We start from the raw sequence: 24,159 nt of genomic DNA, 5'->3' as shown, positions 1-24,159 counted from the left end.
CTTCAGGCCTCGAAATTGCCGGCGCGGAAATCCATCGCGAAGGCGGGCGAGGCTTTCCACTTGATCGATTTCGGCTTGGCCGTGAAGGTCGCGTTCTGGTGCAGCACCGTATAGGCGGGATCCTCGCGCTCGGCGATCTCCAGCATGCGGCGGAACGCCTTCTTGCGCGCGGGACGGTCGGTCGAGGTCTCCAGGAACTCCGAGAGCTTGTTCAGCTCGACGTTGGTCCATTCGCCGATCTGCTGCTGCTGGCCGTTCGGCCCGTGCTGGGCGACCAGCGACGACACCGGATCGTTGAAGGCGGCCGAGTTCGACCAGTCGCGCACCGCGCGGGTCGGCGCGCGCTCCATGATCTGCGACCAGTTCTCCTTGGTCTCGATCTGCACGTTGAGACCGACCGACTTCCACATCTCGACCAGGATCTGCGCGGTCGCGACCTGGTTGGTGTAGTAGTTGTTGAGCAGGCGATAGGGAATCGGATCGCCCTTGTAGTTCGCCTGTTTGAGCAGATCCTGCGCGAGCTTGGGATCATAGGCCGGCACGCTCCAGTCGGCGTTGAACATGTCGCCATAGAATTCCCACTGCAGGCCCTTCGGCACGCGGGTGCGGCCGGCCCACAGGCTGTCGACGATGGCCTGGCGGTCGATTGCATGGGTGAAGGCGCGCCGCACCAGCGGATTGGCGAGCACGGCGTGGTTCTTGTCGAACACGGTCAGGCGGTGATTGAGGATGGTACCGCCCTGAACTTCGAACGCGGCGTTCTTCTCGATGCCGGCGATCTGGTCCGGCGGGATGTCGCAGGCGAACTGATATTCGCCCGACAAGAGGCCGTTGATGCGGCTCGCGACCTCGGGCACTTCGAGAAAGCGGATGCGCTTGAGCGGCGGACGGCCGCCCCAATATTCGTCGTGGGCTTCCAGCGTCAGCGAGACGTCGGGCTTGAGCTCGACGACCTTGTACGGACCCGTGGTGATCGGCTTGCGCGCCCAGTCGAGATAGCTGGCGGACTCTTCCCAGGCGCGGCGGTTCATGATGTCGGAGCCGTAGCGCGACAGACGGCCTTCGATGGTGACGTCGGGCGTCGCGTTGTAGAAACGCACGGTGTACTTGTCGACGGCATCGACGCGGACGAGGTCCGGCCAGATGCGGCGGGCAACCGCGGGCACATCAGGCGGCAGCTCCTTGCCCGGCCGCGGCGTCGGAATCTTCTCGAAGGCCTGGATCGTGGAGCGGCTCTTGGCCTCGGTCTCGCCGAACATGCGCTGGCGGCTGAAGGTGAAGACGACGTCTTCGGCAGTAAGCTCGTCGCCGTTGTGGAATTTGACCCCCTGGCGCAGCTTCACCTCGACGGTCTGGTCGTCGATGCGGCGCCATTCGGTGGCAAGGCCCGGCACGGCCTCGAGGCTACCGCGCCAGTTCTTGGAGATCAGGCCTTCCCAGATCGAGGAGAAGAACACGCGCTCGCCGACATTGGACTGCTCGCGCAGCACGTCGAGCACGTTCGAATTGGTCACCTTCTGCACGGCGATCGTCACCGACGGACGGTTGTCACTCTGCGCGATGGCAAAGCGCGGCAGCAGCAGCGTGCTGGCGACCGCGCCGCCGGATTTCAGGATGGTGCGACGGGTGAATTTGCTCATGACTTAAGCCCTGCCCTCTGTGATGTCGGTTATTCGGCGAGACCCAGCGCGGCGAGATGGGCTGCGCCGGCGCGGACGTCATCGTGGTTGCGGAGTTCGAGGATCAGCCGCGGGTTGGAGGTCAGCCGTCCCAGCGCGCGGAACACGGCGACCCACGGGATATTGCCTTCGCCCGGCGCCCAGTGGCGGTCGGCAAAGCCGTCGGTGTCCTGGAGATGCACATGCGTCAGCATGTCTCCGGCGGTCTCGACGTAATAGTCGACCGGCGGCGCGCCGGTGGAGACATGCGCGTAGTTGGCGTGACCGGTATCGAGCGAGACACGGACCTTGTTGCTTTCGAGTGCCTTGGCGAGGCGCACGCGGTCGCGCGGGTCCTTGTCCTCGATGTTCTCGATGACGATTTCGCAGCCGATAGCCTCGGCGCGCGCGATCACCTCGGCCAGCGTCGCCTTGACGCGCTCGACCAGGTTGTTGCGGTTGTCGGGATAGAGATCGAGGTTGTTGTGGTCCCAGGTCGTGAACGGCGAATGGATCACCATCTGCGTCGCGCCGAGGAACTCGGCGGCTTCCAGACCCTGCAGCAGGCGCTTGGTCACGGCCTGGCGGATCATGGGATCGTGGCTGTCGATCTTGAAGCCCCAGAACGGGCCATGGATGCCGAGCCGGCCGGTATGGCCCGCGAGCATCTGCTTGATCTCAACCGCCGCGCTGCGCCAGTCGCCGTCGAGCAGATCGGCGCGGAAGAAATCCTGGATCTCGAGATCGCGCTGCCGTTCGAGGAGCCAGTCACGATGCGCGGGGATCGATTTGATGGACAATGCGGCGCCCAACACCGGCTTCGACATGGCTTGCTCCTTCGGTCGTCAGCGATGACGGGAGCAGCGCTAGACCAGTTCAATGACAGGCCCGTGAAATCGAGGATCCGCAGCGTCGCGCGGGTGTGGACATCCTGCGCATCGTCAGCATCGATCTTGTGCAACGGCGCGCCGTCGATGCAGGCACGTGCAGTTTGCCGCAGAAGCAAGTTGAATCGTGTCCGTAGTGATCCGGAATGGAATCCTATTCCGATCTCGCGTACATCGCGCGACATCGATCGGCGGCCACTTCCAAGGGCATCACCCTCTGATCGCGCACCACGGGGTTGGGGGACCACATGGGGCGAGGGATCGAAGGCTGGGGCAAGGTGACGAGGTCCGGACTCCTAGGCACTCCGGACCTCGGAACTTTCAGATTGAACGCACATCGCGCCGTCCGGCTGGTTCAGCCGGGCGGCGCGTTGTCGTTTCAGTGTCGTCTTTCGCTCAGCGTGTTTGCGGCTCGATCGTGACCGTGCAATCACCCTGCCCTTGCGTCGCGACGACGATGTCGCCGGCATCAGCGCCGAGGGCAATCGGCGCGGACGAGCCACCGCCCGGCATCTGGACCGTCACGCTCAACGAATCCATGCGGGCGGTCGAGCCCACCGTTGTGGGTTCTGCTTCGGCGACATTGCCCGAGGCGTCTCGCCGCATGACGCGGCAATTCACGTTGCTGCCGGCCGCAGCCATGCTGGATGTGGCGGCGCCGCCCATTTGTGCGCGGGCCCGCGACGGATCGCGCGGCACCTGGCTGACGATACGGTGCGTCCGCGGCTCGACGATGACGACGTCGTCATCCGTGGCGAAATACTCATAGTCTCGATATTGCGGCTCGATCGAGATGATCTCGGGCGGCAGCCGGTAGAGACGCACGCGCGAGGGAATCGTTTCGCCGACCCGGATCGCGATGTTCAGATTGCGCTCCGGCTGCGCAAGGCGTGCGCGACTGACCGTTTCGGACATCCGCACCTGCCTCTCGGTTGTGATCTGAGCCTGCTGATTGACCTGCGTATTGGTCTGCGTCGTCTGATTGGCTTGGTTGGTTTGCGTGCCCGTCGCGGCAGGGGCGCTCTGGGCGTTGCTGGACGGAGCCGTCCGGCTTGTGTCCGTCGCCGTCGCCGGCCGGTTGCCCTGCTGCGCCGGCGGCGGTTGCTCGGCGGCATTGCGCGGCGGCTGGTTGCGCTCGTTCTGCTGGGCAGCCGGGCCCATCTTGGACTTCTCCGACTCGGCCGTCGATTTCTGCGGCGCGGACTTGTCCTGCTTCGTCTCCGCGCTGCTCTTGCCGCTGTCGCGCTTCGCGCCCTCGGCCTCGCGGTTGCGGTCGCGCGCAGGCTCGCGAGAGTCTTGCGCGTGATCCTTCGCCTTCGGCTGATTGCGCTCGGCAGAAGGGGCTGGCTGGCGCTTGTCGTCGCCGGCCTCGTGCCTGGCGCCGCCCTTGTCCTCGCGGCCCGCACCCTGCAGTCGCTCCTGGGCGCCCTGCGTGCGTTCCTGAACGCGATCTTGGGCGCGATCTTGACCGCGTTCCTGGGCCGCGCCACCGCGCTGCGGCGCAGCGCCCTTCGCCGGTTCCTCGGTCCGTTTCGGCTCGTCTCTGCGCTCGCCGGGCGCCTGGGCGTAGGCGATGCCGGATGCCAGCATAAGGCCGACGGCTGCAGTCGATAACATCAAGTGCTTACGCATTGTCCCTCTCCTCAACAAATCGCAACAACAGACGCGAACGTTCTGTTCGTGCGAATGTTCCTGAGCAGGAACGCAGCCATTCACCCGCGAGCGGATCGGGTCGCGCTCACATGGCATCCTTCAGCGTCAGCCGCGCCGTGAAGGTCACGCTGATCTTGCCGACCAGCGCCATTCCTTCCACTTGCGCGCCGCCGGGGAAATAGTCGCCGGAAAAGCCGCAGGTGACCTCCCTGCCCCCGAATACAAGCGTCCGGCCGACCGCTTCCGTGTGCTGGTTGACGATCATGTCACCGCGCCACTTCCCGTTCCGGAAGGTGTAGCTGCCGGTGTAGTAGAAATAGCTGTCGCCACCCATGATGCGGCCGTCGCAGAGCACGACCACGCCTCGCGCCTGCCCGCGCTTGCCCTCACGCATTTCGATGTCGAAGATGTAGAGGCCGTTGACGACGCTGGCCCCTTCACCCGCCTCTGAGCCTTTCCCGGCCGACATCAGATCGTCCCCCGCAATATCGATCCGCCGTGCCGATCAGTTCGGCACGTTGCGCTCGAGATCCTCGAGCCATGCCGTGGCGCTCGAATCCGACGGCGCACGCCAGTCGCCGCGCGGCGACAATGAGCCGCCGGCCGACACCTTCGGGCCGTTCGGCATGGCCGAGCGCTTGAACTGGCTGAAGGCGAAGAAGCGGCGCAGGAACACATCGAGCCAACGCCGGATCTCGGCAAGATCGTAGGCCCGGCGCTTGTCGTTCGGAAACGCCGGCGGCCATTCGCCCTTGCCGACGTCCTTCCACGCCTGCAGCGCCATGAAGGCGATCTTGGACGGCCGCATGCCGAAGCGGAGCGTGTAGAACAGGTTGAAATCCTGCAGCTCGTAGGGACCGACCGAGGCCTCCGTGCTCTGCGGCTTCTCGCCGGGCTGCACGGGCACCAGCTCGGGCGAGATTTCGGCGGCGAGGATCGAGCCCAGGGTGCGGTTCACGTCAGCGCTGAACTGCTTCGAGGCGATCACCCAGCGGATCAGATGCTGGATCAGCGTCTTCGGCACGCCGGCGTTGACATTGTAATGCGCCATCTGGTCGCCGACGCCATAGGTGCACCAGCCGAGCGCGAGCTCGGAGAGATCGCCGGTTCCGATGACGATGCCGCCGTGATGATTGGCGAGGCGGAACAGATAGTCCGTGCGCAGGCCCGCCTGCACGTTCTCGAAGGTGACGTCGTAGACCTTCTCGCCCTTGCCGAAGGGATGGCCGATATCCTTCAGCATCTGCGTCGCCGTGGGGCGGATGTCGAGCTCCTGCCAGCTCGTCTGCAACGCCTTCATCAGCGCCAGCGCATTGGTCTTGCTTTCGCTGCCGGTGGCAAAGCCGGGCATGGTGTAGGCAAGAATGTTCTCACGCGGCAGGCCGAGCAGGTCGACCGCCTTGGCGGCGACGATCAGGGCGTGGGTGGAATCAAGACCGCCCGAGACACCGATCACGACGCGCCTGGTGCCGGTCGCGCGCATGCGCTGCACGAGGCCGGCGACCTGGATGTTGTAGGCCTCGTAGCAGTCCTGCTCGAGCAGGCTCTCGTCGCTCGGCACGAACGGGAAGCGCTCGACCTTGCGCAGGAATCCGATATCGGCAGCCGGCGGCTTCAGGGCGAACGTCACCTTGCGGAAGAACGCCTCGCGCTGGCGGCGGTTGTCGTCGAACGTGCCCATCAGCGCGCGCTCCTGCCTCAGCAGATCGAGGTCGATGTCGGCATATGTGATCTGGCCGCCCTGGCGGAAGCGCTCGCCCTCGGCCAGCAGCACACCGTTCTCGTAGATCGAGGTCTGGCCGTCCCAGGCCAGATCGGTGGTCGATTCCCCGGCCCCGGCGGCGGAATAGACGTAGGCCGCAAGGCAGCGCGCCGAGGTCGACTGGCACAGCAGCGCGCGCGAGCGCGCCCGGCCGATCGTGATCGGGCTGCCCGAGAGATTGATCAGCACGCTGGCACCCGCCAGCGCGAGCTCCGAGGCCGGCGTGACCGGAATCCACATGTCCTCGCAGATCTCGACACCAATGGTCAGGCCCGGGACGTCCTCGGCCGCGAACAGCAGGTCGACGCCAAATGGCGCGTGCAGACCGCCAAAGGAAATGGTCTCGCCGGCTATTCCGGCGCCGGAGGCGAAATGGCGTCCCTCGTAGAACTCGCGGTAGGTCGGCAGGTACGATTTCGGCACGACGCCAAGGACGTTGCCGCGATGGATGACGACGGCGCAATTGTAGATGCGGTGACCAAAGCGCAGCGGCGCGCCAACGATCAGCACGGTCATCAGTGCGGCGGAGGCCTCGACGATGGTGACGAGCCCGCGCTCGACCGCATCGAGCAGCGGATCCTGCTTCACCAGATCCTCGATCGCATAACCGGACAGGCACAGCTCGGGAAACACGGCAACCGCCACCGACTGCTCGTGGCAGGCATCGGCCGCCGCCAGGACGGCCTTCGCATTGGCCGAGGGATCGGCCACATGGGAGGTGGCCACGCAGGCCGCCACGCGCGCAAATCCGTGGGCGTAGATCGAGTGGAAAGTCATCGAGCGCAGTACCCTTAAATCTCGTCCGGCCGGCCGCCGCCGTCAGCTCCAATCATATGTAGCCCATCGATCTGGCCCCGTGCAGGCCATCCTCCATCATGCATAACGGATTTGCGCATCGGCCGGTCCAGCGCCCGGCGACCTCAAGCGCTGCGGGCCAGGACGCCGGACAGATCGTCCCGCAGCCAGTGGGCGATCCGGGGCCAGGCATGCGCGTGGGTCCGCGCGCCCATGAACAGGCCGAGATGGTTGCTCGGCTCGGACGCCGCCGCAATGAAGGCGGGCGACGTACCGACAAGCTTGGCGGTGGCGAGCGCCTGCGTCGCCGGCACCACCTCATCGTCGAGGCCGGCCAGCAGGAAGATTGGCGCCTTGACGTCCTTCAGGTCGATCCGACGGCCGAGCGCGACGAAATTGCCACCGGCAATCCGGTTCTCCCGGAAGATCCAGTTGACGATCTCCAGATAATAGGTGCCGGGCAGATCGAGGGGCTCCACATTCCACTGGTCGAAGCGCGCGAGCAGCGCCGCGCCTTCCTCGTCCGAGAGCTCCTTCTGCAAGGCGGCTGCGATATCCTCGCGGCTCGGCGCCTTCGACCAGACGCGCAACATCTCTTTGCCGCTGACATTGCCGCCGCCACGCGCGACGAGCTGGTCGTAGACCATGCCGGGCGCGTTGCGGGCGAGCCGCGACATCGCCGAGTCGATCGACAGGTCGACCGGTGCGCCTGCCAGCACCAGCCGCCGCACCTTGGCGGGAAAGCGCGCTGCATAGAGCAGCGACAGCCAACCACCCTGGCACAGACCGACGAGATCGACCGGCGAGCCGATCTCATCGATGGCAACGTTGAGATCGGACAGGTAGCTGTCGATCGAGAGATAGCGCATATCCGATGTGGCCGACCGCCAGTCGGTGAGATAGACCCGGTCGACGCCGCCATTTTGCAGCGACTGCACCACGCTATGCCCGGGCGCGAAATCGGCGATCAGGGCCCGATGCAATGCATAGGGCGCGCAGACCAGCGCCGGCTGGCCGGATCGGTCCGTCGTGCATTCGCGCAGGCGCATGGTCGCAAGCTCCAGCGCCACCGTGCTCGGCGTCGTCCACGGCAGGCTGCTGTCGACGACCGGCTCAGCCGGCCCGCGCTCCATCCACCAGAAGCAGGCATCCATGGCGAGCCGCGCCGCTGCAAACGGCCACAGCAGCGGGTCCTCTTGCACGTGATCCGGTCCGCCCGGCTGTTTGCCTGTCTTCTCCGCCACGTCTATCTCGCGCCTCTCACAGGAATGCCTCGAAGCTGATGACGGAAATGCCGAGCTCGCCAAAACTCCGGTGGGCCGCAGCCATGGAGCCGTCGAGATCGATGCCGCGGCAGGCATCCTCGATCACCGCGACCTCGAACCCCGCCTTGCGGGCATCCTCCGCCGAAAAGCGGACACAGAAGTCCAGTGCGAGTCCCGCGACGAAAACGGTCTTCAGCTCGCGCTCGCGCAAATAGCCGAGCAGGCCCGTCGGCGTCTTGTGGTCGTTCTCGAACAACGCCGAATAGGAATCGATGCCGCGGCGAAAGCCCTTGCGCACCACGAGGCTCGCCCTTGTGACGTCCAGCTCCTCGTGGAATTCGGCGCCGGCCGTGCCCTGCACGCAATGCGACGGCCAAAGCACCTGCGTGCCATAGTTCAGCTCGATGGTCTGGAACGGCTGCTTGCCCGCATGGTTCGGCGCGAAGGAGACATGATCGGCCGGATGCCAGTCCTGGGTCAGCACCACATTGGCGAATTTTTGGGCGATGCGATTGATGGCGGGCACGACTTTCTCGCCGCCGGGCACGGCCAACGCCCCGCCGGTGCAGAAGTCGTTCTGCACGTCGATCACCAGCAGCACGTCGCGGTCGGCAATCTTCATCGCAAGGCTCCACGCCATTCGCCCGGCGCCGGGCGCCGAACGCTCCCTCCACTGTCGATCTTCCGGCGCAGCTTCGCAACCACTGTCAGCGTGTGGCGATACCGCGCTGATGGCCAGAATACCTCCCGGGATGCAACGGTTTGGCCCTGTCCGTGTTGACTAGGCACAATCAAGCGAGGATTCTCGGACCGTCCGCGCAGTCGCGGACCGGATCAGGAACGGAGACAGGGGTTCCCGAGGGCCGGCAAGGCCGCGGCAGCCACAGGGCCATGGGTATCGGCAAGACAGAACAGATTCTTCTCGCCGATATCGGCGGCACCAATGCGCGCTTTGCGCTGAGCCAAGGCGACGGTAACCAGACCGGCGCGATCGACTACGTGAAGGTCGCCGACTTCCCGACCGTCCGGGAAGCCATCGCCGATGTGCTGGCACGCAAATCCGGCGGCGAGCCGCCCCGACGGGCCGTGCTGGCCGTGGCGGGCCCCGTCACCAACAACCGCTGCGTCATGACCAACAGCCCCTGGGTCATCGACGGCAACGAGCTCCAGCCGGCGCTCGGCTTCGACAGCGTCCACGTGCTGAACGATTTTGAGGTTGTGGCCTGGTCCCTGCCCGCCTTGCAGCCGGCCGATCTGATCCCGCTCGGCGGACTGGACGGCCTGCCCGGAGAACCGCTGCTGGTGGTCGGGCCAGGAACCGGCTTTGGCGTCTCCTGTCTGGTCGAGCGCCATGGAGCACGCCTGGCCGTCGTTACCGAAGCCGGACATGCGACGCTGCCGGCCGAGAACGAGCGCGAGGAACGCGTGATCGCGTGCTTGCGCCGGCGCCTCGGCCATGTCTCGATCGAGCGCGGCGCGCTATCCGGCTCGGGCTTGCAAAGCCTCTACGAGGCCCTGGCGGAGGTCGATGGCGCGGAGGTGCCGCAACGCGATGCCGCTGCCATCACCAAGGCGGCCCTGGACGGCAGTTGTGCGCACAGCCGTGCGACGCTGGAGATGTTTTGCGCCACCCTCGGCTCGGTCGCCGGCAATCTCGCGGTGACTTTCGGCGCCCGCGGCGGCGTCTATATCGCCGGCGGGATCGTCCCGCGCTTTCCCGAATTCCTGGCCGCCTCGGCCTTCCGCGCCCGCTTCGAGGCCAAGGGACGCTTCCAGGATTACTTGCGCAACATTCCGACCCGGCTGGTCACCAGGCCCGATGCGAGCTTCCTCGGCTTGAAGATGTTCGCCGACCACAATCCGGATTGAAGCGCCGCCGGCAGGGGTCGTCCGGTCCATTAATCCGGTCCATTAACTAATTCACAGCTGATTGCACCGAAAGCGCGGTTCCACGCAGGATCGTGCTTGCCCGATTGTTTCCTATGAGAAACAATCCGTCCAGTGTGTGGCGTTAGTTGCGGGGGCGTGACATGCGTAAGCAGGACGTAGGATTCGACTATCACCGCTATCATCGCCTGCTGACCGAGGCGGATGACGAGGACAAGCGGCTCGCCCTGATCGAGCTCTTGATCGAGGAGAAGGCGCGAGACCGGCTGGCCGCCCAGCGCGCGTCTGATCGCGCCGCCATGACCGCCCATACCATCGCCACCGTGTTGAGGAACGGCCGCAGCTGAAACTTGCGATCCCGACACGGCACGCGCGCTGGTGCGTGCCGGTTGCGATTCCGTTAGGGATCCCTCGCAATCTCACGTCAAACTTTTTGCTCTAGGAGTTCCCTCACCTGATGCAATTCAGGACCAACAAAAGGGGGGAATGAACATGAGCATGATTTCGCTCGCCGCAATGCCGGCCGTCGCCGAAACGCGTTTCGCCAGTTCTTCGTTCAAGACCATCTTGCTGTTCTGCTGCGCAGGCCTCCTCGCCTCGTTCGGCCTGATGGCGCGCGGCATCGATCTCAGTGCCGGCCTGATCTGAGGCCGCGACGGATTTCTTCGTGAAACGGCCGCCCCACGGGCGGCCAATTTCGTTGGCGCTCCCGGCGCGGCGCGTCGCCGGCGCGGCATCTTTGCGGTCGCTCAGCGCGGCGTCTGCGCTGTGGCTTCCGGAAACATCGAATCGATCATGGCCTTGAGCTGATCGATCGAAATCGGCTTGCGCAGGATGGGCCTGCGGCGAAGCAAGGACGGCAGCAACTCGGGCCCATACCCGGTGGCGAACAGGAACGGCTTGCCGCGGCGCTCGATCAAGTCGGCGACGGGATCGACGTACAGTCCCATGAGATTGATGTCGAGGATGGCGAAATCGTATTGCGCGGTCATCGCAAAGGCGCTCGCGTCCCGGACATTGTCCGCTTCCGCGACGACGTGGTGGCCGAGCTCTGCCACCATGTCGGCCATCATCATCCGGATCAACGCCTCGTCTTCGACCAGGAAAACGGAGAGTCCGTCCGCCATATCAACCCCGCAGTCAGCCTCGCGAAGCTAATCATAACCGAATTGCGGAGAGGATTCACGAGTTCGTGGCGGGCGCCGTTAATTCAGGCGCCCGCAATCCGCTTCAACTTGATCAATCCAGTCCACGCTCGTGGCTGAGGCGCACCATCTCCTGAATGAAGACCTGCTTCTGCTTGTCATCGAGACTCGAATAGAGCGGCTCGGCGGCGTCGGCGACATTGCGCTGGTCGGAGGCGCGGTCGATCAGGAATTGCGCCTCATTGCGCATCTGCTCGATGATGTCGTCGGGCGGATCCCGCTTGGCGCGCGCAACCCGCAGGTTGAGCCGCTCTGCACCATTGTGCCCCAGGTAGTGCATGGCGCTCGAGAAGCCGTACCAATGCTTCTCCTGGTCGGGCGTGAGGTTCAACTCGGTCTTGATCCGCTCGATATAGGAATCGCTGTTGGCCACGATCTGCTCGGCGGTCTGTTGCGGCGCGCCGGGCTGGGTGAGGACGGTAACGTCCTTATCCTTGTTGTCCTGTGGCGCGCTCGGCGCGTTCTTGGCTTCCTTGCTCGCCTTGGCGCCCTTGCCCGCCTTGGTACTCTCCTTGGCGCTCTTGGCGTCCTTGTCCTTGCCGGCACCCTGCTGCTGCTTGGCATCCTTGCTGGCGTCCTTACCAGCATCCTTGGCCGCCGGCGCCTGATTGGCATTGTTATTGTTGCCAACGCCGAGCACGCCGGTGAAGACGCCGACTACACCGCCAATCGCGCCGCCGAGCACGCCACCGACCGGGCCGGCCGCCTTGTTCCCGGCAGCCGCCCCTTCCTGGACGCCTTTGACCAATCCTTGAGCGTTCGCGACTGCGGCGACACCGAGCAGCAACACGAGCACTGACCCCAGCGCGAGCGATCGTCGCAAGTAATGTCGCGCTGGCGGTGCCGGGTGCATCATTCTCGTCTCCATCGTCGAACGGATTGGCCTCTGTCGGGGTGGGACCTACCCCGCTGCTTGCAACACTATCGTTTCCGCCGCTTCGAGGTCCAGACGCAGCCAATTGCTGTCCACGCCCGAAAAGCGTTTCGCGCGAAGCGGTTATGGAGGCTTATTCGGAACTGCGGCGTAATTGCGCACGGATCGTTCCCGATCGGCTGACGCGATGTGTGCGTCGCAAAAACGAGGGAGCACGATTCAGCTCCGGCGCGCGATGCCAGCGGTATTGCCGCACATTCGGGCACAACGTTAGTTCTAGACGAAGCGCCTTCGGCTTTCTCGACAGACGCGATCAATCATGATCTGATCGCGCTACCAATTTGCCGCGCGGCGCACGATCCGGATCGACGCTGACGGCGCACCGACAGAAACGACCAACAAGAAACGTCAACAAGAAAATCAAAAGCAAAACTCGGAAGAGTTGAGGAAACACCAGAACAATAAAACACCCAAGCGAGGAAACGAGATGTCACGCAAGACACTGACGCGACGTCAATTTGTGGCTGCCACTGCAATGTCCTCCGCGGCGCTGATCACGGCGCCCTACGTCCGGGGCGCCTACGCCGCCGGCAAACTGTCGATCGGCTTCTGGGACCACTGGGTGCCGGGCGCCAACAAGGCCTCGACCGATCTCGTCAATGAATGGGCCGCCAAGGAGAAGGTCGAAGTCTCCATCGACTACATCACCAGCAACAACAAGAAGCTCGAGCTGACCGCCGCCGCCGAGGCCCAGGCCAAGTCGGGTCATGACATCCTGCAGATGCCGAGCTGGTGGCCGCAGGCCTATGCCGAGAATCTCGAGCCGCTCAACGACATCATGGAGCCGCTCCTCAAGCAGAATGGCGAGGTGAACGGCACCGTCAAATATCTCGGACAGTCGGGCGGCAAATGGCTCGCGACCCCCGCGACACCGGGCAGCCAGATCAAGGGCCCCTGCTCCCGCATCGATCTGATGAAGAAGCATGCCGGCATCGACGTGCAGGAGATGTATCCGGCCGGCGGCCCGCCCAAGGTCGAGAACTGGACCATGGAGACCTTCCTGAAGGCGGCCGAGGCTTGCCATAAGGCGGGCTTCGCGTTCGGCATCGGTCTCGGCGAGACCACCGACAGCGTGGACACCGCCGGCGCGATCTTCCAGTCGTTCGGCGCCGAGCTCGTCAACGCCAAGGGCGACATCACGGTGAAGACCGACCAGGTTCGCCAGGCGATGGAGTTCTACAAGAAGCTGATCGCCTTCCTGCCGCCGGATGCACCGTCCTGGGATGACGCCTCGAACAACAAATGGCTGATCTCCGGCCGCGGCGCGATGATCCTCAATCCGCCGAGCGCCTGGGCCGTTGCCAAGCGCGATGCGCCGCAGGTCGCCGAGCAGTGCTGGACGCACGGCTTCCCGTCCGGTCCGAAGGGACGGTTCGCACCGTACCTGCCCTACTTCTGGGGCGTGTGGAGCTTCGGCAAGAACAAGGAGGCGGCCAAGAGCCTGCTCGTTCACCTGTCCTCGCCATCGTCGATCGAGAAGTTCGTTGCGGTGAGCGGCGGCTACGACCTGCCGGCCTACGCGAACATGAGCAAGTTCCCGACCTGGGCGGAAGAAGGGCCGCCGAAGGGAACGCTCTTCCACTATCCGGACCCCTACAAGCACCAGACGCTGTCGATCGCGGCGTCGCCCGCGCCGCCCAAGATCGCGCAACAGATCTACTTCCAGGCGACGCTGACCAAGATGGCGCTGCGCTTTGCGCGGGGCGAGACGATGGAGCAGGCGCTCGCCTGGGCCGAGGGCGAGTGCGAAGGCTTCATGCGGAGCTAGGCCGGGCTGTGCCGGGCGGCTCGCGCCACGTGCGTGAGCCGCCAGGGCTCCGCCCTCCTATCCGCAGGATTTGAGGCCGACCGCTATGGCCGGCTCCAAGGTTGGACTGCTTACAAGAAGACTGACCCTAAGGATTCTGACATGGCCGATGTCGTCGTTGAGCGAGGTCGCGTCGCCCGTGCGACGGGCGCGCGCAAGGGAAAGAGTCTGCGCAATGCGCTCGGGCGAAAATCGACGGTCGCGTTCTTCCTGACGCTGCCGCTGATCCTACTAATCGCGCTGCTGGTGCTCTATCCCGCCTTCTATTCGCTCTATCTGGCGACGCTGAACAAGGCGATGACGAAATTCGTCGGCCTCGGCAATTTCACCTTCCTGTTCAAGCGCGAGACGTTCTGGATGGTGGTGCAGCAGTCCTGCATCTTTGCGATCACCGCCGTGATCTTCAAGGCGCTGATCGGCTTCATCGTCGCGCATTTCGTCCACAACATTCCCGGCAAGAAGCAGCGCAAATGGCGCGGCATGCTGCTGGTGCCCTGGGTGATTCCGCCGGCGATGAGCACGCTGGCCTGGCTGTGGCTGTTCGATCCCTCCTACAGCGCCTTCAACTACACGCTCTCCTTCTTCGGCGTCGGTCCGATCCCATGGCTGGGTGACACCTTCTGGGCGCGCTTTTCCGTCATCCTCGTCAACGTCTGGTACGGCGCGCCGTTCTTCCTGATCATGTATCTCGCCGCGCTGAAATCCGTGCCCGACCAGCTCTATGAGGCCGCGGCAATCGACGGCGCCAATTGGTGGCAGAAGATCTGGCATATCACCTTGCCGATGATGCGCAATATCATCGCGATCACCACCCTGTTCTCGCTGATCGTCACCTTCGCCAATTTCGACATCGTGCGCATCCTGACCTCGGGCGGCCCGCTGGATACGACGCATCTGTTCGCCACCTGGGCGTTCCAGGTCGGCATCCAGAGCAGCGACATTCCGCTCGGCGCCTGCGTCTCGCTGTTCATGGTGCCGATCCTCGCCGTCGCAGCGATCTTCATCCTGCGCGATGTCACCAAACGCGGGAACGAAGCCTGATGAGCACGCTTGCAATCGACAAGTCCGGCCCCTCCCGCAAGGTCAAGTATGGCAGCATGAGCCGAGACCGCGCCTGGGCGCTGCGCTGGTCCTATTTCTTCCTGGTGCTGTTCGCGATCTTCTTCCTGACACCGCCGGTCTACATGCTGATCACCTCGCTCAAGAGCAGCGCGGAGATATCGGCGGCGACCAATCCGTGGTGGGTATTCCACCCGACGCTGTCGAACTATGTCGAGCTCCTCACCTCGAACCAGTTCCTGCGCTTCTTCTGGAATTCGTCGATCGTGTCGATCGTGGTCGTGATCGTGACCATGCTGATCAGCATTCCCGCGGCGTTCGCGCTGGCGCGGATGAAGTTCTGGGGCTCGGCGACGTTGGCCACCGGCGTCTTCCTCACCTACCTGATCCCGGACAGTCTTCTGTTCATCCCGCTGTTCAAGATGCTCGGCGTGGTCCAGGATTACACCGGCATCACGCTGCTCAACCGATGGTACGTGCTGCTGTTCATCTATCCGACGCTGACGGTGCCGTTCTGCACCTGGATCATGATCGGCTATTTCGCCTCGATCCCGAAGGAGCTCGATGAGGCCGCCCTCATCGACGGCGCCTCCTGGCTGCAGACCCTGACGCGGATCTTCATCCCGGTCGCGCTGCCCGGGCTGATCGCCGCGACCATCTTCGCGTTCACGGTGTCCTGGGCGCAGTTCCTCTATCCCCTGGTGTTCACGACGTCGATCGATCAGCTGGTGCTGCCGGTCGGCATCACCACCACCCTGATCAAGGGCGACGTGTTCAACTGGGGGCAGATCATGACCGGCGCGCTGCTCGGCGCCGCACCGCCGCTGATCATCTACGCATTCCTGATGGACTACTACATTGCCGGCCTGACCGCCGGTGCGACAAAGGGTTGATGACTCATGGCTGACGTTGCTTTGCGGAAGGTAGTCAAGCGTTACGATGATGTCGAAGCCGTGCGCGGCATCGACCTCGACATCGCCGATCATGAGTTCATCGTGCTGGTCGGCCCCTCCGGCTGCGGCAAGTCGACGACGCTGCGCATGATCGCCGGGCTCGAGGACATCAGCGACGGCGATATCATGATCGGCGGCGACGTCGTCAACGACGTGCCGCCGAAGGACCGCGACATTGCGATGGTGTTCCAGAACTACGCGCTCTACCCGCACATGACGGTCGCCGAGAACATGTCGTTCGGGCTGCGCCTGAAGCACTATCCCAAGGCCGAGATCAAGGCGCGGGTGACGGAAGCCGCCCGCCTCCTCGACATCACCGACCTGATCGACCGCAAGCCGAAGCAGCTCTCCGGCGGCCAGCGTCAGCGCGTCGCCATGGGGCGCGCCATCGTGCGCAATCCCAAGGTATTTTTGTTCGACGAGCCGCTCTCCAATCTCGACGCCAAGCTGCGCGTGCAGATGCGGATCGAGATCAAGAAGGTGCACCAGAAGGTGCGCACCACCACGGTCTACGTCACCCACGACCAGGTCGAGGCGATGACGCTGGCCGACCGCGTCGTGGTGATGAACAAGGGCCGCATCGAGCAGATCGGCACGCCGAACGAGCTCTACCACAAGCCGGCGACGCACTTCGTGGCGGGCTTCATCGGCTCGCCCGCGATGAACTTCATCCCGTGCCGGCTCGAGGATGTCGGCGGCGCGCTTCAGCTCCGCCTCACCGACCGCATCGCCTTTGCGCTGCCGCCGGCCCGCGCCGCGCGCTACAGCGCGCTGCCGCGCACCGACAAGCTGCTGCTCGGCATCCGCCCCGAGCATCTCACGGAGTCGCATGCGCATCTGGGGCCAGGGGTCGAGCCCTTCGACACCGTGCTCGACGTCACCGAGCCGATGGGAATGGAGACCCTGGTCTATTTCGGGCTCGACGGCACGCCGGTCTGCGGCCGCGTCGATCCCAATGCCGGCGCTACGGACGGGGCTCCCATGCGTTTGGCGATGGACCTCAACAACATGCACCTGCTAAACGAAGAAACCGGCGTCGTGCTGTGACGCCGGCTTAAGAAACGCGAGCAGGCAGGGGAGCGATGGCGACCAACAAGAAGAAGATTTTCGTTACCCAAACTTTGTCGCAAGGGGCACGCGCCCTCCTCACCCAGCGGGACGATATCGAGCTCGTCGAGTTTTCCAACCTGATCTCGGCCAAGGACTTCGAGGCCCTGCTGAAGAGCCATGCGCCGGTCCATGGCGTGGCGTTAGGCGCCACCGCCTTCGGCGAGACCGAGCTCGAGGCATCCAAAGACATGAAGGTGGTGACCCGTATCGGCGTCGGCTACGACGCCGTCGATGTACCCGCCCTCTCCCGCCGCAAGGTGCCGCTGATGGTGGCGGGCAGCGCCAACTCGCCCTCGGTCGCGGAAGCGGCGCTGTTCATGATGCTGACGCTCGCCAAGCGCGCACAGGAGCTGCATTCCTGCGTCAGGGACGGCACATGGGCCGACCGGCTCGGCATGCTGCCATTCGACCTCTACGGCAAGACCGTGCTCGTCATCGGCTTCGGCCGCATCGGCAGTCGCACCGCCAGGCGCTGCCTGGCGTTCGAGATGAAGGTGCAGGTCCACGACCCCTACAAACCCGCTGCCGATATCAAGGCGGCCGGATGCGAGCCGGTCACTGACCTCGACGCCGTGCTGCCTCACGCCGATTTCGTCACCATCCACTGCCCGAAGACGCCGGAGACCGTCGGCCTGTTCGATGCGGCGCGGATCGGGCGCATGAAGCCGAGATCCTACCTCATCAACACCGCGCGCGGCGGCATCGTGAAGGAAGCGGCGCTGCACGACGCGCTGACGTCCGGAAAGCTCGCCGGCGCCGGCCTCGACGTGTTCGAGGTGGAGCCGCCGCCGGTCAGCAACGCGCTGTTCGCGCTGCCCAACGTCATCATGGCGCCGCACGTCGCCGGCGTCACGGTCGAGGCGGTCCAGCGCATGAGCGAGCAGACCGCGCACAACATCCTGAGCGCTCTGGACGGCGATCCCATCAGGCAGAACGTCATCAATCAGGACGTGCTCAGCTGACCCAACCGCCTGCGGGACGCCAGAAAGCGTCCCATTTTGGTGCAGATCGGGCCCCAACTCAGCCTTAATCAAACGCGCCTAATGTTCCCGGCCGCGGCGGCAGTGGGACAGACCTGCCGTCCGCGTCGAGCTGGAGGATGGACCCTTGTCAGAGATCGACCCGACCGACCATGCGCTGGCGACCATCGCCAGCATCCTGGAGAACCCCGAGCCCGTTCTCGTCGTCCGCGACACCGAGACGCCGGCCGCTGAAGAGGATTCCGTCGTCGAAGAACATCCAGCCGCCGCTGACGAGCATCCGGTGGTCGCCGAGCACGAGCATCCCGTCGTCGAGGAACAGCCGCTGGTGCCGGAGCACACCGATGCCGACGGCTACAGCAAGGTCGGACCGGGGCCGATGGTGGCGATCCGTCTCAAATGGACGGTTCATCGCGGCGATGACGGCCAGTACTACGTCCACGAGACCATCGGCGAGCAGTCCGCGCCCGTCGTCAGCGGTCCGATGACGAGCGAGGCCGCCGTGCGCTTCGTCGATGCGCATGAGGAAGAGGCGAACAGGCGCTTCGAGCTGCTGCGCAGCGAGATCGCCGGCCGCAGCTCGCTCGCCGATTACGAGCGCAAGGGCGAAGCCTGAAGCATGATCCGGAAAAGTGCGAAGCGGTTTTCCGAAAAAGATCATGCGTAAACAACAACCCAAAGCGCGATGACGATTCATCCAGATCCCATCGCGCTTTAGGACTTACTTCCTTCCGAGATAATCCTTCTTCACGAGCTCGACGCCGGCGTGCCGCAACAGGTCGTAGGCGGTCGTAACGTGAAAGAAGAACTGCGGAACGCTGAACGTCAGCAGCAGCGTCCGCCCTGTGAACGGCAGCTCGGTGCCGTTCTTCAGCCTGAAGAAGACGTTCTGCTCCGCCGCCGCATCGATCGTCGCGCGCGGCAGGCTCTCGATGAACTCGATCGAGGTCGCGATGCGCGCCTGCAGCCCGGCCATGTCGTGCTCCAGCGCCGGCAGCGCCACGGGATCGTGCTGCGCCAGCAGGGCCGGCGCGACCGTGGCGTGGCGGCAGGCCTCGCCGACCTGCTGCGCCAGATCGTACATGTTCGGCGCAAGGCGCATGCCGAGCAGCACCGCGGGATTGAACTTGCGGGCCTCGGCATAGGCCACGCCCTTGTCGAGCAGGACGGACAGGTTGCGCAGATACGGCACGAAGAGGCCAACCAAGGCCTCGTACATCGAAATCGTCACCCCAAGCTTCCTTTCAATTCCGCCTCGCCAGCGACGGGCATCCGGTCTAAATCCAAATCAGAGGAGCTGCACAATGACAGCTCGGGCATGGGTGGAAAAGAGATGACCGTTCGAATATCCGTTCGAATTCTGGCGGCTTTGGCCGTGGCGCTGCTGATGAACCTTTCGGCCCACGCCCAGCAGGCGGCGCCCTCGCGCCTCGACGAGATCATTAAGCGCGGCACCTTGCGCGTCGGCATGACCGGTGACTACAAGCCCTTCATTTATCTCGACAAGACCACCCAGCAGTTCTCTGGCTTCGACGTCGACATGGCGGAGGCGCTGGGCAAGGCACTCGGCGTCAAGGTCGAGTTCGTGCCGACGGCCTGGCCGAAGCTGATGAAGGATTTCGAGGCCGACCAGTTCGACATCGCCATGGGCGGCGTGTCGGTGACGCTCGACCGGCAGAGGAAGGGTTTCTTCTCGGCACCGATCATGCGCGAGGGAAAGACGCCGATCGCGCGCTGCGCCGACGTCGGCAAGTACCAGACGCTCCCTGATATCGACAAGAAGGGCACCCGCGTCATTGTCAATCCCGGCGGCACCAACGAACGCTTCGCGCGCGCCAACATCAAGGACGCCGACATCACCGTCTTCGCCGACAACACCGTGATCTTCGACGAGATCGCCAAGGGCAACGCCGATCTGATGATGACCGACGCCTCCGAGACGCGCTACCAGCAGAAGCAGCATCAAGGCGTGCTCTGTGCGGTGCATCCGGAAAAGCCGTTCGATTTCTCCGAGAAAGCCTATTGGCTGCAGCGCGACATGGCGCTCAAGGCCTTCGTCGACCAGTGGCTGCACATTTCCATGGAAGACGGCAGCTACAAGAAGATCTACGCCGCCTGGTTCGACTAGCGGCGCGACCGGCGGCCGATCTCGTCCGTCACTCCAGATGCTTGCGGAAGAAGCTCACGACTGCGTCGTTGAAGGTGTCGTGAAACGCTTTCCTGTCGAACCCGGCCGGGTCGGTGCACAGGATCGGCGCGGCTTCGGCCAGCTTAGCTGGACATGGCGCAAGAAAGGAAAAGTGCGACGAGTTCGGCACGATCCGGAAGTCGGGACGCGCGGGAAGCATTTGCTCGAGCGCATCGACCGAAGCGGGCACGACGCCGTCACCGCCGAGCGCCGAACGCCATAAGAGAAGCGGGATCGTCACATTGGCGAGGCGATCCCGGTTGAAGAGCCCCTCATAAAGGGGCGGATCCGCCAGCACGGCCGCTCTCACGCGGGAGTCGTGTACGGCCGCTTCAGTTGGTACGCGCCCATCGCGAATGGCCCGGCATTTCGGCGTTGTCGCCCCTTCCTTGTCGCAAAGCGGAGCAAGCGCGCCGAAATCGGGATTGCCGCCGATTACGACGAGACCGGTATAGGCGCCGCGCGAGAAACCGAACAGGCCGACCCGCTTGGGGTCGAGAGCCCCAGCTTCCGTCCAGGCGCCGAGCATGAAATCGGTCAATCGCTTCATGTCGGCGGGACGCTCGACCAGCACGGAGAACTCATCGGTCCGGCTGGTGTCCCTGGCGGTGTCGCCCGGGTGGTTGATAGCCGCGACCACGAAACCGGCATCGGCCAGCGCCGTCGCGGTATCGACGTGACTGAGATACGAGCCGCGCCTCCCGTGCGATACAACGATCAGCGGGAGTCGGCTGCCCGCGATCGGACAATCCTTGACGCCCGGCAAGGCGAGACCCGCGCCCAACGCGACCTCCGAGGGCGATGCCGCGCAAGGTGTCGAGACCATGCCTTTCAGTGCAGGCCCGCCCGCATCGGCCGGCACGTCGAGAAAGCGGAGCCCGGCCGCCTGCACCGCAGTCGCGACCAGACAACACGCCGCGATGAGCATCACTACGCAAGATCGTCGCAGCATGATCAGCATCTCCGTCAGCGTGCACCATCGAGTATATTCAATCAGCACGGATCGTCCAGGCAAGCCCCCTGCGCCACCGAACGGCCAAGCCCGCCCAACTGTGGACCGACTTCCGCGTTATTGAACCGGAACCGGAGGGAGGACGACTCATACGGACAACAGTGATCTAGATCACTTTTTGCGATCGAGCCGGCGCGTAAGCGTCGGTGCGGGGACCACCTGTTCAGGAGATGGAAATGAGGAAGCTGGTGGCCACGGCCGCATTCCTTTTGTTGGCGAGCACTGCTGCGCAGGCGCAGTACACCTTCGAATATGGCGGGCGCACCATCCGCATCGATCCCGACCGCGGCACCGTGCAGATTCCCGGCGTGTACGACAACACCGGCCAGGGCAAGGCCAAGAAGGCCAAGAAGAACGAGACGAGCCCAGGCCAGCAGGCGCCGCAGCAAGCGACGGTCGAGCCGCAAACGCCGGCTGCACCGGCGCCTCCACCTGCCGCCGCAGCAGCGCCTCCCGCGGCCGTGCAGTCCCCCGCGCCCGTCGTGGCCGCACCGCCTCCCGCGCCACCCGCACCGCAGCCGGCGACCGCCACCGCTGCGCCGGCTGATACGGCTGTCGCGCCTCCTCCCGCACCGCCTCCGGCCCCTGCTCCCGTCCAGCAGCAGGCGGCTCCCGCAGCACCGCCGCCGGCCGCTGTGGCCGTTGCACCGCCGGCGCCACCTCCGCCACCGGCTCCGGCCCCCGCTCCCGTTCAATCCGCCGCGGTCGCCCCGCCCGCTCCGGCAGCCGCGCCCACGCGTGATCTCAATTCACCGCTCGGCGTCTGGCTCACCGAGGAGAAGGAAGGCAAGGTCCGCATCGAGCAGTGCGGCAGCAATCTCTGCGGCTATTCGGTCGATAGCAAATCGAACCAGAACGGCGAGCAGGTCCTGATCAACATGAAGCCCGGCAAGGACCAGAAATGGTCCGGCCGCATCCTCGATCCCAACAGCGGATCGACATACGACTCCACGATCTCCATGAAGGGCACGGACAGGCTGCGCGTGCAGGGCTGCGCCTTCGGCGGCATGTTTTGCGGCGGCCAGACCTGGACGCGCGTGAACTGAGTTCGGTTTCGACGCTCTGACCAAACAAGGGGCCCGCGATCCGGGCCCCTTTGCTTTGTCCGCGTGTCATGACGACGTGCGCCACCTCACAGAGCCTGCTGCAGGCGTGACGCCTCTCACATCGCCGGTTCCGCGCGCCGTGCCACGTTCCCCTGCATGGTCAACCACAGGGGCGTGCCATGAACGGCATTCGCAAAGGACTCTTCGTTACCCTTCTCGCCATCGCTCTCCCGCTGACGCAGGCCGGTGCTGCGACCAACACTTTCGACGGCACATGGAATGTCCGGATCTCGTCATCGAGCGAGACCTGCGGCAATGGCGCAACCGTCGCGATCGGCATCAACAACGGTCAGATTGCATCAAGCAGCGCCACCGTGAACGCCTCCGGTCGCGTGGCGGATGCCGGCAGCATCAACGTCACCTTGAGCAGCGGCATCAAGCGCGCGGTCGGCTTCGGTCACCTCAGCGGCACCTCGGGCTCCGGCACCTGGCGCGGCGCCATATGCACAGGCACGTGGACGGCGCAAAGGATGTAAGTCGCCGTGTCCCGGCTCGGCCACGCATCGCCAAGGGCGATGCGTCTTGCCCGGGGCACGCAAATTAGCCCGCCGCTGCGCCGTATTCCGCGTCGGTCACCGGCTCGAGCCAGGTCGAATAGACGCCGTCGAGTGCTTCCTGCATGGCGATGTGGCACATGCCGTTGGTCGGCGAGGCCCCGTGCCAGTGCAGTTCGCCCGGCGGAATCCAGACAGTGTCGCCGGGGCGGATCTCGCGGATCGGCCCGCCCTTGGACTGGATGCGGCCAACGCCGGAGATGACGTAGAGCGTCTGCCCGAGCGGATGGTGGTGCCAATTGGTGCGTGCGCCCGGCTCGAACGCCACGCGCGAGCAGTTCAGCCGTGCCGGCGCGGGCGCCATGATGACGGGGTCCTGCCACACCGTGCCGGTGAAGTGTTCCTTGGGCGCGCGGCGGGTCGGCCGCGTGCCTGCGACGGTGATCTCCATGGGGGTCCTCGCTTCCGTTACTTCTTGCTGGCGGCGTAACGCGCCTTGGTTTCGGCGTTCATGGGATAGAGGCCCGGCAGCACGGCGCCGTTGTTCACCTCGTTGACGATCCAGGCTTCCATCCGCTCCTGCTCGACGCCCTCGGCAAGGACGTGGTCGAGCATCGCCTGCGGGATCAGCACGCAGCCGTCCTGATCGGCGACCACGATGTCGTTCGGGAATACCGCAACGCCGCCGCAGCCGATCGGCTCGCCCCAGCCGACGAAGGTCAGGCCCGCAACCGACGGCGGCGCGGCGTAGCCGTCGCACCACACCGGCAGGTTGGTGCCGAGCACGCCCTCGACGTCACGCACGACGCCGTCGGTGACCAGCGCGGTGACGCCGCGCTTCATCATGCGGGCGCAGAGGATGTCGCCGAAGATGCCGGCATCGGTGATGCCCATGGCGTCGACCACGGCGATGCAGCCCTCCGGCATCGCCTCGATCGCGGTGCGCGTCGAGATCGGCGACGACCAGGATTCCGGCGTCGCCAGATCCTCGCGCGCCGGCACGAAGCGCAGCGTGAAGGCAGGCCCCACCAGGCGCGGCAGGCCCGGGCGCAGCGGACGCGCGCCGCGCATCCACACGTTGCGCAGGCCCTTTTTCAGCAGGACCGTGGTGATGGTGGCAGTGGTGATGCCGGCGAGGGTCTTGCGGGCTTCGGGGGACAGCGACATGGACGAGAACGAGCTCCGGATAGGCGGGAAAATAACGCGCGCATCTTGCGAGCCGCAGCCTTTGCGTCAAGGGCCAAAAGACCCACAAGAATGCAGGGCCGCAGCGCCATTATGCGACGCGATAACAAGGCTTTATCGCGGACCCCTGCATTAATTTATTGGACTTGCGGGCGCATTTACGCGAAGCAGGGACACGCGGAACTCAACGCTGAGCCCGCGTTTCCTGAGAAGCCCGAT

The 24,159-nt window shown here is 64.8% G+C and carries 25 protein-coding genes; 12 read left to right on the top strand and 13 right to left on the bottom strand.

The genetic code is table 11. The features are described from left to right. Nucleotides 1–2: 2 nt before the first annotated feature. The 7 genes from GGD63_RS01735 to pncA form a co-directional block, all read right to left on the bottom strand. A complete protein-coding gene (locus GGD63_RS01735) occupies nt 3–1,640 on the bottom strand; it encodes an ABC transporter substrate-binding protein (RefSeq protein WP_183239176.1) in 1,638 nt (545 codons plus the stop codon). A gap of 29 nt (nt 1,641–1,669) precedes the next feature. Next, nucleotides 1,670–2,485, bottom strand: coding sequence for a sugar phosphate isomerase/epimerase (locus GGD63_RS01730; RefSeq protein ID WP_183239175.1), 816 nt, complete (start codon nt 2,483–2,485; stop codon nt 1,670–1,672). A 456-nt stretch (nt 2,486–2,941) separates the two neighbouring features. Beyond that, nucleotides 2,942–4,294 (bottom strand): DUF1236 domain-containing protein, encoded by a 1,353-nt coding sequence (locus GGD63_RS01725; protein WP_246785335.1) that lies wholly within the window; start codon nt 4,292–4,294, stop codon nt 2,942–2,944. Then, a complete protein-coding gene (locus GGD63_RS01720) occupies nt 4,284–4,667 on the bottom strand; it encodes a GrlR family regulatory protein (protein WP_183239174.1) in 384 nt (127 codons plus the stop codon). Before GGD63_RS01720 ends, GGD63_RS01725 begins: the two co-directional genes overlap by 11 nt. Nucleotides 4,668–4,703: 36 nt before the next feature. Next, nucleotides 4,704–6,737, bottom strand: a complete 2,034-nt coding sequence (locus GGD63_RS01715; RefSeq protein ID WP_183239173.1) for an NAD(+) synthase — start codon at nt 6,735–6,737, stop codon at nt 4,704–4,706. A gap of 143 nt (nt 6,738–6,880) precedes the next feature. Further along, nucleotides 6,881–7,999: an alpha/beta fold hydrolase gene (locus GGD63_RS01710; protein WP_183239172.1), complete on the bottom strand. Its 1,119-nt coding sequence runs from the start codon at nt 7,997–7,999 to the stop codon at nt 6,881–6,883. A 16-nt stretch (nt 8,000–8,015) separates the two neighbouring features. Further along, on the bottom strand, nt 8,016–8,660 hold the full coding sequence (gene pncA / locus GGD63_RS01705; RefSeq protein WP_183239171.1) for a bifunctional nicotinamidase/pyrazinamidase: 645 nt from the start codon (nt 8,658–8,660) through the stop codon (nt 8,016–8,018). 251 nt (nt 8,661–8,911) lie between these two features. Here pncA and glk point away from each other — a divergent pair, with 251 nt between their 5' ends. From glk to GGD63_RS01690, 3 genes are all read left to right on the top strand, one after another. After that, nucleotides 8,912–9,889 carry a glucokinase gene (gene glk, locus GGD63_RS01700; RefSeq protein WP_183239170.1) on the top strand — a complete coding sequence of 326 codons (978 nt, stop codon included), beginning with the start codon at nt 8,912–8,914 and terminating at the stop codon, nt 9,887–9,889. Nucleotides 9,890–10,050: 161 nt separating this feature from the next. After that, entirely contained in the window at nt 10,051–10,254 is a 204-nt protein-coding gene (locus GGD63_RS01695) for a hypothetical protein (protein ID WP_018642023.1), read from the top strand. A gap of 145 nt (nt 10,255–10,399) precedes the next feature. Next, complete coding sequence (locus tag GGD63_RS01690) at nt 10,400–10,555, top strand: hypothetical protein (protein ID WP_183239169.1); 156 nt, start codon at nt 10,400–10,402, stop codon at nt 10,553–10,555. Between the two features lie 101 nt (nt 10,556–10,656). Here the strand turns inward: GGD63_RS01690 and GGD63_RS01685 are convergent, their stop codons facing one another. Together GGD63_RS01685 and GGD63_RS01680 are read right to left on the bottom strand one after the other, a co-directional pair. Beyond that, nucleotides 10,657–11,034, bottom strand: a complete 378-nt coding sequence (locus GGD63_RS01685) for a response regulator (protein ID WP_183239168.1) — start codon at nt 11,032–11,034, stop codon at nt 10,657–10,659. A gap of 112 nt (nt 11,035–11,146) precedes the next feature. Then, on the bottom strand, nt 11,147–11,968 hold the full coding sequence (locus GGD63_RS01680; RefSeq protein WP_183239167.1) for a Spy/CpxP family protein refolding chaperone: 822 nt from the start codon (nt 11,966–11,968) through the stop codon (nt 11,147–11,149). 505 nt (nt 11,969–12,473) lie between these two features. Between GGD63_RS01680 and GGD63_RS01675 the strand changes: the two genes are divergently transcribed. From GGD63_RS01675 to GGD63_RS01650, 6 genes are all read left to right on the top strand, one after another. Beyond that, a complete protein-coding gene (locus GGD63_RS01675) occupies nt 12,474–13,814 on the top strand; it encodes an ABC transporter substrate-binding protein (RefSeq protein ID WP_183239166.1) in 1,341 nt (446 codons plus the stop codon). Between the two features lie 141 nt (nt 13,815–13,955). Further along, nucleotides 13,956–14,894 carry a carbohydrate ABC transporter permease gene (locus GGD63_RS01670; protein WP_183239165.1) on the top strand — a complete coding sequence of 313 codons (939 nt, stop codon included), beginning with the start codon at nt 13,956–13,958 and terminating at the stop codon, nt 14,892–14,894. After that, the gene (locus GGD63_RS01665; protein ID WP_183239164.1) at nt 14,894–15,805 is read left to right on the top strand and encodes a carbohydrate ABC transporter permease; all 912 of its coding nucleotides are present in this window, start codon (nt 14,894–14,896) and stop codon (nt 15,803–15,805) included. The genes GGD63_RS01670 and GGD63_RS01665 overlap by 1 nt, the downstream gene beginning before the upstream one ends. A gap of 6 nt (nt 15,806–15,811) precedes the next feature. Continuing rightward, nucleotides 15,812–16,912, top strand: a complete 1,101-nt coding sequence (locus GGD63_RS01660; protein ID WP_183239163.1) for an ABC transporter ATP-binding protein — start codon at nt 15,812–15,814, stop codon at nt 16,910–16,912. A gap of 35 nt (nt 16,913–16,947) precedes the next feature. Next, nucleotides 16,948–17,937 (top strand): hydroxyacid dehydrogenase, encoded by a 990-nt coding sequence (locus GGD63_RS01655; protein ID WP_183239162.1) that lies wholly within the window; start codon nt 16,948–16,950, stop codon nt 17,935–17,937. A 145-nt stretch (nt 17,938–18,082) separates the two neighbouring features. After that, on the top strand, nt 18,083–18,571 hold the full coding sequence (locus tag GGD63_RS01650; protein WP_183239161.1) for a hypothetical protein: 489 nt from the start codon (nt 18,083–18,085) through the stop codon (nt 18,569–18,571). Nucleotides 18,572–18,676: 105 nt separating this feature from the next. On the opposite strand, the gene GGD63_RS01645 is transcribed toward GGD63_RS01650, so the two are convergent. Beyond that, nucleotides 18,677–19,174: a DUF1993 family protein gene (locus tag GGD63_RS01645; protein WP_183239672.1), complete on the bottom strand. Its 498-nt coding sequence runs from the start codon at nt 19,172–19,174 to the stop codon at nt 18,677–18,679. A 114-nt stretch (nt 19,175–19,288) separates the two neighbouring features. Here GGD63_RS01645 and GGD63_RS01640 point away from each other — a divergent pair, with 114 nt between their 5' ends. Continuing rightward, nucleotides 19,289–20,083 carry a transporter substrate-binding domain-containing protein gene (locus GGD63_RS01640; RefSeq protein ID WP_183239160.1) on the top strand — a complete coding sequence of 265 codons (795 nt, stop codon included), beginning with the start codon at nt 19,289–19,291 and terminating at the stop codon, nt 20,081–20,083. A gap of 28 nt (nt 20,084–20,111) precedes the next feature. On the opposite strand, the gene GGD63_RS01635 is transcribed toward GGD63_RS01640, so the two are convergent. Next, nucleotides 20,112–21,104 (bottom strand): dienelactone hydrolase family protein, encoded by a 993-nt coding sequence (locus GGD63_RS01635; protein WP_246785334.1) that lies wholly within the window; start codon nt 21,102–21,104, stop codon nt 20,112–20,114. 227 nt (nt 21,105–21,331) lie between these two features. Here GGD63_RS01635 and GGD63_RS01630 point away from each other — a divergent pair, with 227 nt between their 5' ends. Together GGD63_RS01630 and GGD63_RS01625 are read left to right on the top strand one after the other, a co-directional pair. Next, nucleotides 21,332–22,201 carry a DUF2147 domain-containing protein gene (locus GGD63_RS01630; RefSeq protein WP_183239159.1) on the top strand — a complete coding sequence of 290 codons (870 nt, stop codon included), beginning with the start codon at nt 21,332–21,334 and terminating at the stop codon, nt 22,199–22,201. A 179-nt stretch (nt 22,202–22,380) separates the two neighbouring features. Beyond that, nucleotides 22,381–22,737, top strand: coding sequence for a hypothetical protein (locus tag GGD63_RS01625; RefSeq protein WP_183239158.1), 357 nt, complete (start codon nt 22,381–22,383; stop codon nt 22,735–22,737). A 64-nt stretch (nt 22,738–22,801) separates the two neighbouring features. Here the strand turns inward: GGD63_RS01625 and GGD63_RS01620 are convergent, their stop codons facing one another. Continuing rightward, the gene (locus GGD63_RS01620) at nt 22,802–23,206 is read right to left on the bottom strand and encodes a cupin domain-containing protein (RefSeq protein WP_183239157.1); all 405 of its coding nucleotides are present in this window, start codon (nt 23,204–23,206) and stop codon (nt 22,802–22,804) included. 17 nt (nt 23,207–23,223) lie between these two features. Next, nucleotides 23,224–23,922 (bottom strand): ribonuclease activity regulator RraA, encoded by a 699-nt coding sequence (locus tag GGD63_RS01615; protein ID WP_128951761.1) that lies wholly within the window; start codon nt 23,920–23,922, stop codon nt 23,224–23,226. Nucleotides 23,923–24,159: the final 237 nt, after the last annotated feature.

It is taken from the genome of Bradyrhizobium sp. cir1 (assembly GCF_014198245.1).
Classification (GTDB): domain Bacteria; phylum Pseudomonadota; class Alphaproteobacteria; order Rhizobiales; family Xanthobacteraceae; genus Bradyrhizobium.
Note: the sequence above shows the minus strand (reverse complement) of the source record. Positions and strands in the feature narration are given on the sequence as shown.

What these genes read in the sequence shown, in the direction of transcription:
- GGD63_RS01735 (WP_183239176.1), bottom strand. Translation starts at nt 1,640, where the DNA reads ATGAGCAAATTCACCCGTCGCACCATCCTGAAATCCGGCGGCGCGGTC.
- GGD63_RS01730 (WP_183239175.1), bottom strand. Translation starts at nt 2,485, where the DNA reads ATGTCGAAGCCGGTGTTGGGCGCCGCATTGTCCATCAAATCGATCCCC.
- GGD63_RS01725 (WP_246785335.1), bottom strand. Translation starts at nt 4,294, where the DNA reads ATGCCATGTGAGCGCGACCCGATCCGCTCGCGGGTGAATGGCTGCGTT.
- GGD63_RS01720 (WP_183239174.1), bottom strand. Translation starts at nt 4,667, where the DNA reads ATGTCGGCCGGGAAAGGCTCAGAGGCGGGTGAAGGGGCCAGCGTCGTC.
- GGD63_RS01715 (WP_183239173.1), bottom strand. Translation starts at nt 6,737, where the DNA reads ATGACTTTCCACTCGATCTACGCCCACGGATTTGCGCGCGTGGCGGCC.
- pncA (WP_183239171.1), bottom strand. Translation starts at nt 8,660, where the DNA reads ATGGCGTGGAGCCTTGCGATGAAGATTGCCGACCGCGACGTGCTGCTG.
- glk (WP_183239170.1), top strand. Translation starts at nt 8,912, where the DNA reads ATGGGTATCGGCAAGACAGAACAGATTCTTCTCGCCGATATCGGCGGC.
- GGD63_RS01695 (WP_018642023.1), top strand. Translation starts at nt 10,051, where the DNA reads ATGCGTAAGCAGGACGTAGGATTCGACTATCACCGCTATCATCGCCTG.
- GGD63_RS01690 (WP_183239169.1), top strand. Translation starts at nt 10,400, where the DNA reads ATGAGCATGATTTCGCTCGCCGCAATGCCGGCCGTCGCCGAAACGCGT.
- GGD63_RS01685 (WP_183239168.1), bottom strand. Translation starts at nt 11,034, where the DNA reads ATGGCGGACGGACTCTCCGTTTTCCTGGTCGAAGACGAGGCGTTGATC.
- GGD63_RS01680 (WP_183239167.1), bottom strand. Translation starts at nt 11,968, where the DNA reads ATGATGCACCCGGCACCGCCAGCGCGACATTACTTGCGACGATCGCTC.
- GGD63_RS01675 (WP_183239166.1), top strand. Translation starts at nt 12,474, where the DNA reads ATGTCACGCAAGACACTGACGCGACGTCAATTTGTGGCTGCCACTGCA.
- GGD63_RS01670 (WP_183239165.1), top strand. Translation starts at nt 13,956, where the DNA reads ATGGCCGATGTCGTCGTTGAGCGAGGTCGCGTCGCCCGTGCGACGGGC.
- GGD63_RS01665 (WP_183239164.1), top strand. Translation starts at nt 14,894, where the DNA reads ATGAGCACGCTTGCAATCGACAAGTCCGGCCCCTCCCGCAAGGTCAAG.
- GGD63_RS01660 (WP_183239163.1), top strand. Translation starts at nt 15,812, where the DNA reads ATGGCTGACGTTGCTTTGCGGAAGGTAGTCAAGCGTTACGATGATGTC.
- GGD63_RS01655 (WP_183239162.1), top strand. Translation starts at nt 16,948, where the DNA reads ATGGCGACCAACAAGAAGAAGATTTTCGTTACCCAAACTTTGTCGCAA.
- GGD63_RS01645 (WP_183239672.1), bottom strand. Translation starts at nt 19,174, where the DNA reads ATGTACGAGGCCTTGGTTGGCCTCTTCGTGCCGTATCTGCGCAACCTG.
- GGD63_RS01640 (WP_183239160.1), top strand. Translation starts at nt 19,289, where the DNA reads ATGACCGTTCGAATATCCGTTCGAATTCTGGCGGCTTTGGCCGTGGCG.
- GGD63_RS01635 (WP_246785334.1), bottom strand. Translation starts at nt 21,104, where the DNA reads ATGCTGATCATGCTGCGACGATCTTGCGTAGTGATGCTCATCGCGGCG.
- GGD63_RS01630 (WP_183239159.1), top strand. Translation starts at nt 21,332, where the DNA reads ATGAGGAAGCTGGTGGCCACGGCCGCATTCCTTTTGTTGGCGAGCACT.
- GGD63_RS01625 (WP_183239158.1), top strand. Translation starts at nt 22,381, where the DNA reads ATGAACGGCATTCGCAAAGGACTCTTCGTTACCCTTCTCGCCATCGCT.
- GGD63_RS01620 (WP_183239157.1), bottom strand. Translation starts at nt 23,206, where the DNA reads ATGGAGATCACCGTCGCAGGCACGCGGCCGACCCGCCGCGCGCCCAAG.
- GGD63_RS01615 (WP_128951761.1), bottom strand. Translation starts at nt 23,922, where the DNA reads ATGTCGCTGTCCCCCGAAGCCCGCAAGACCCTCGCCGGCATCACCACT.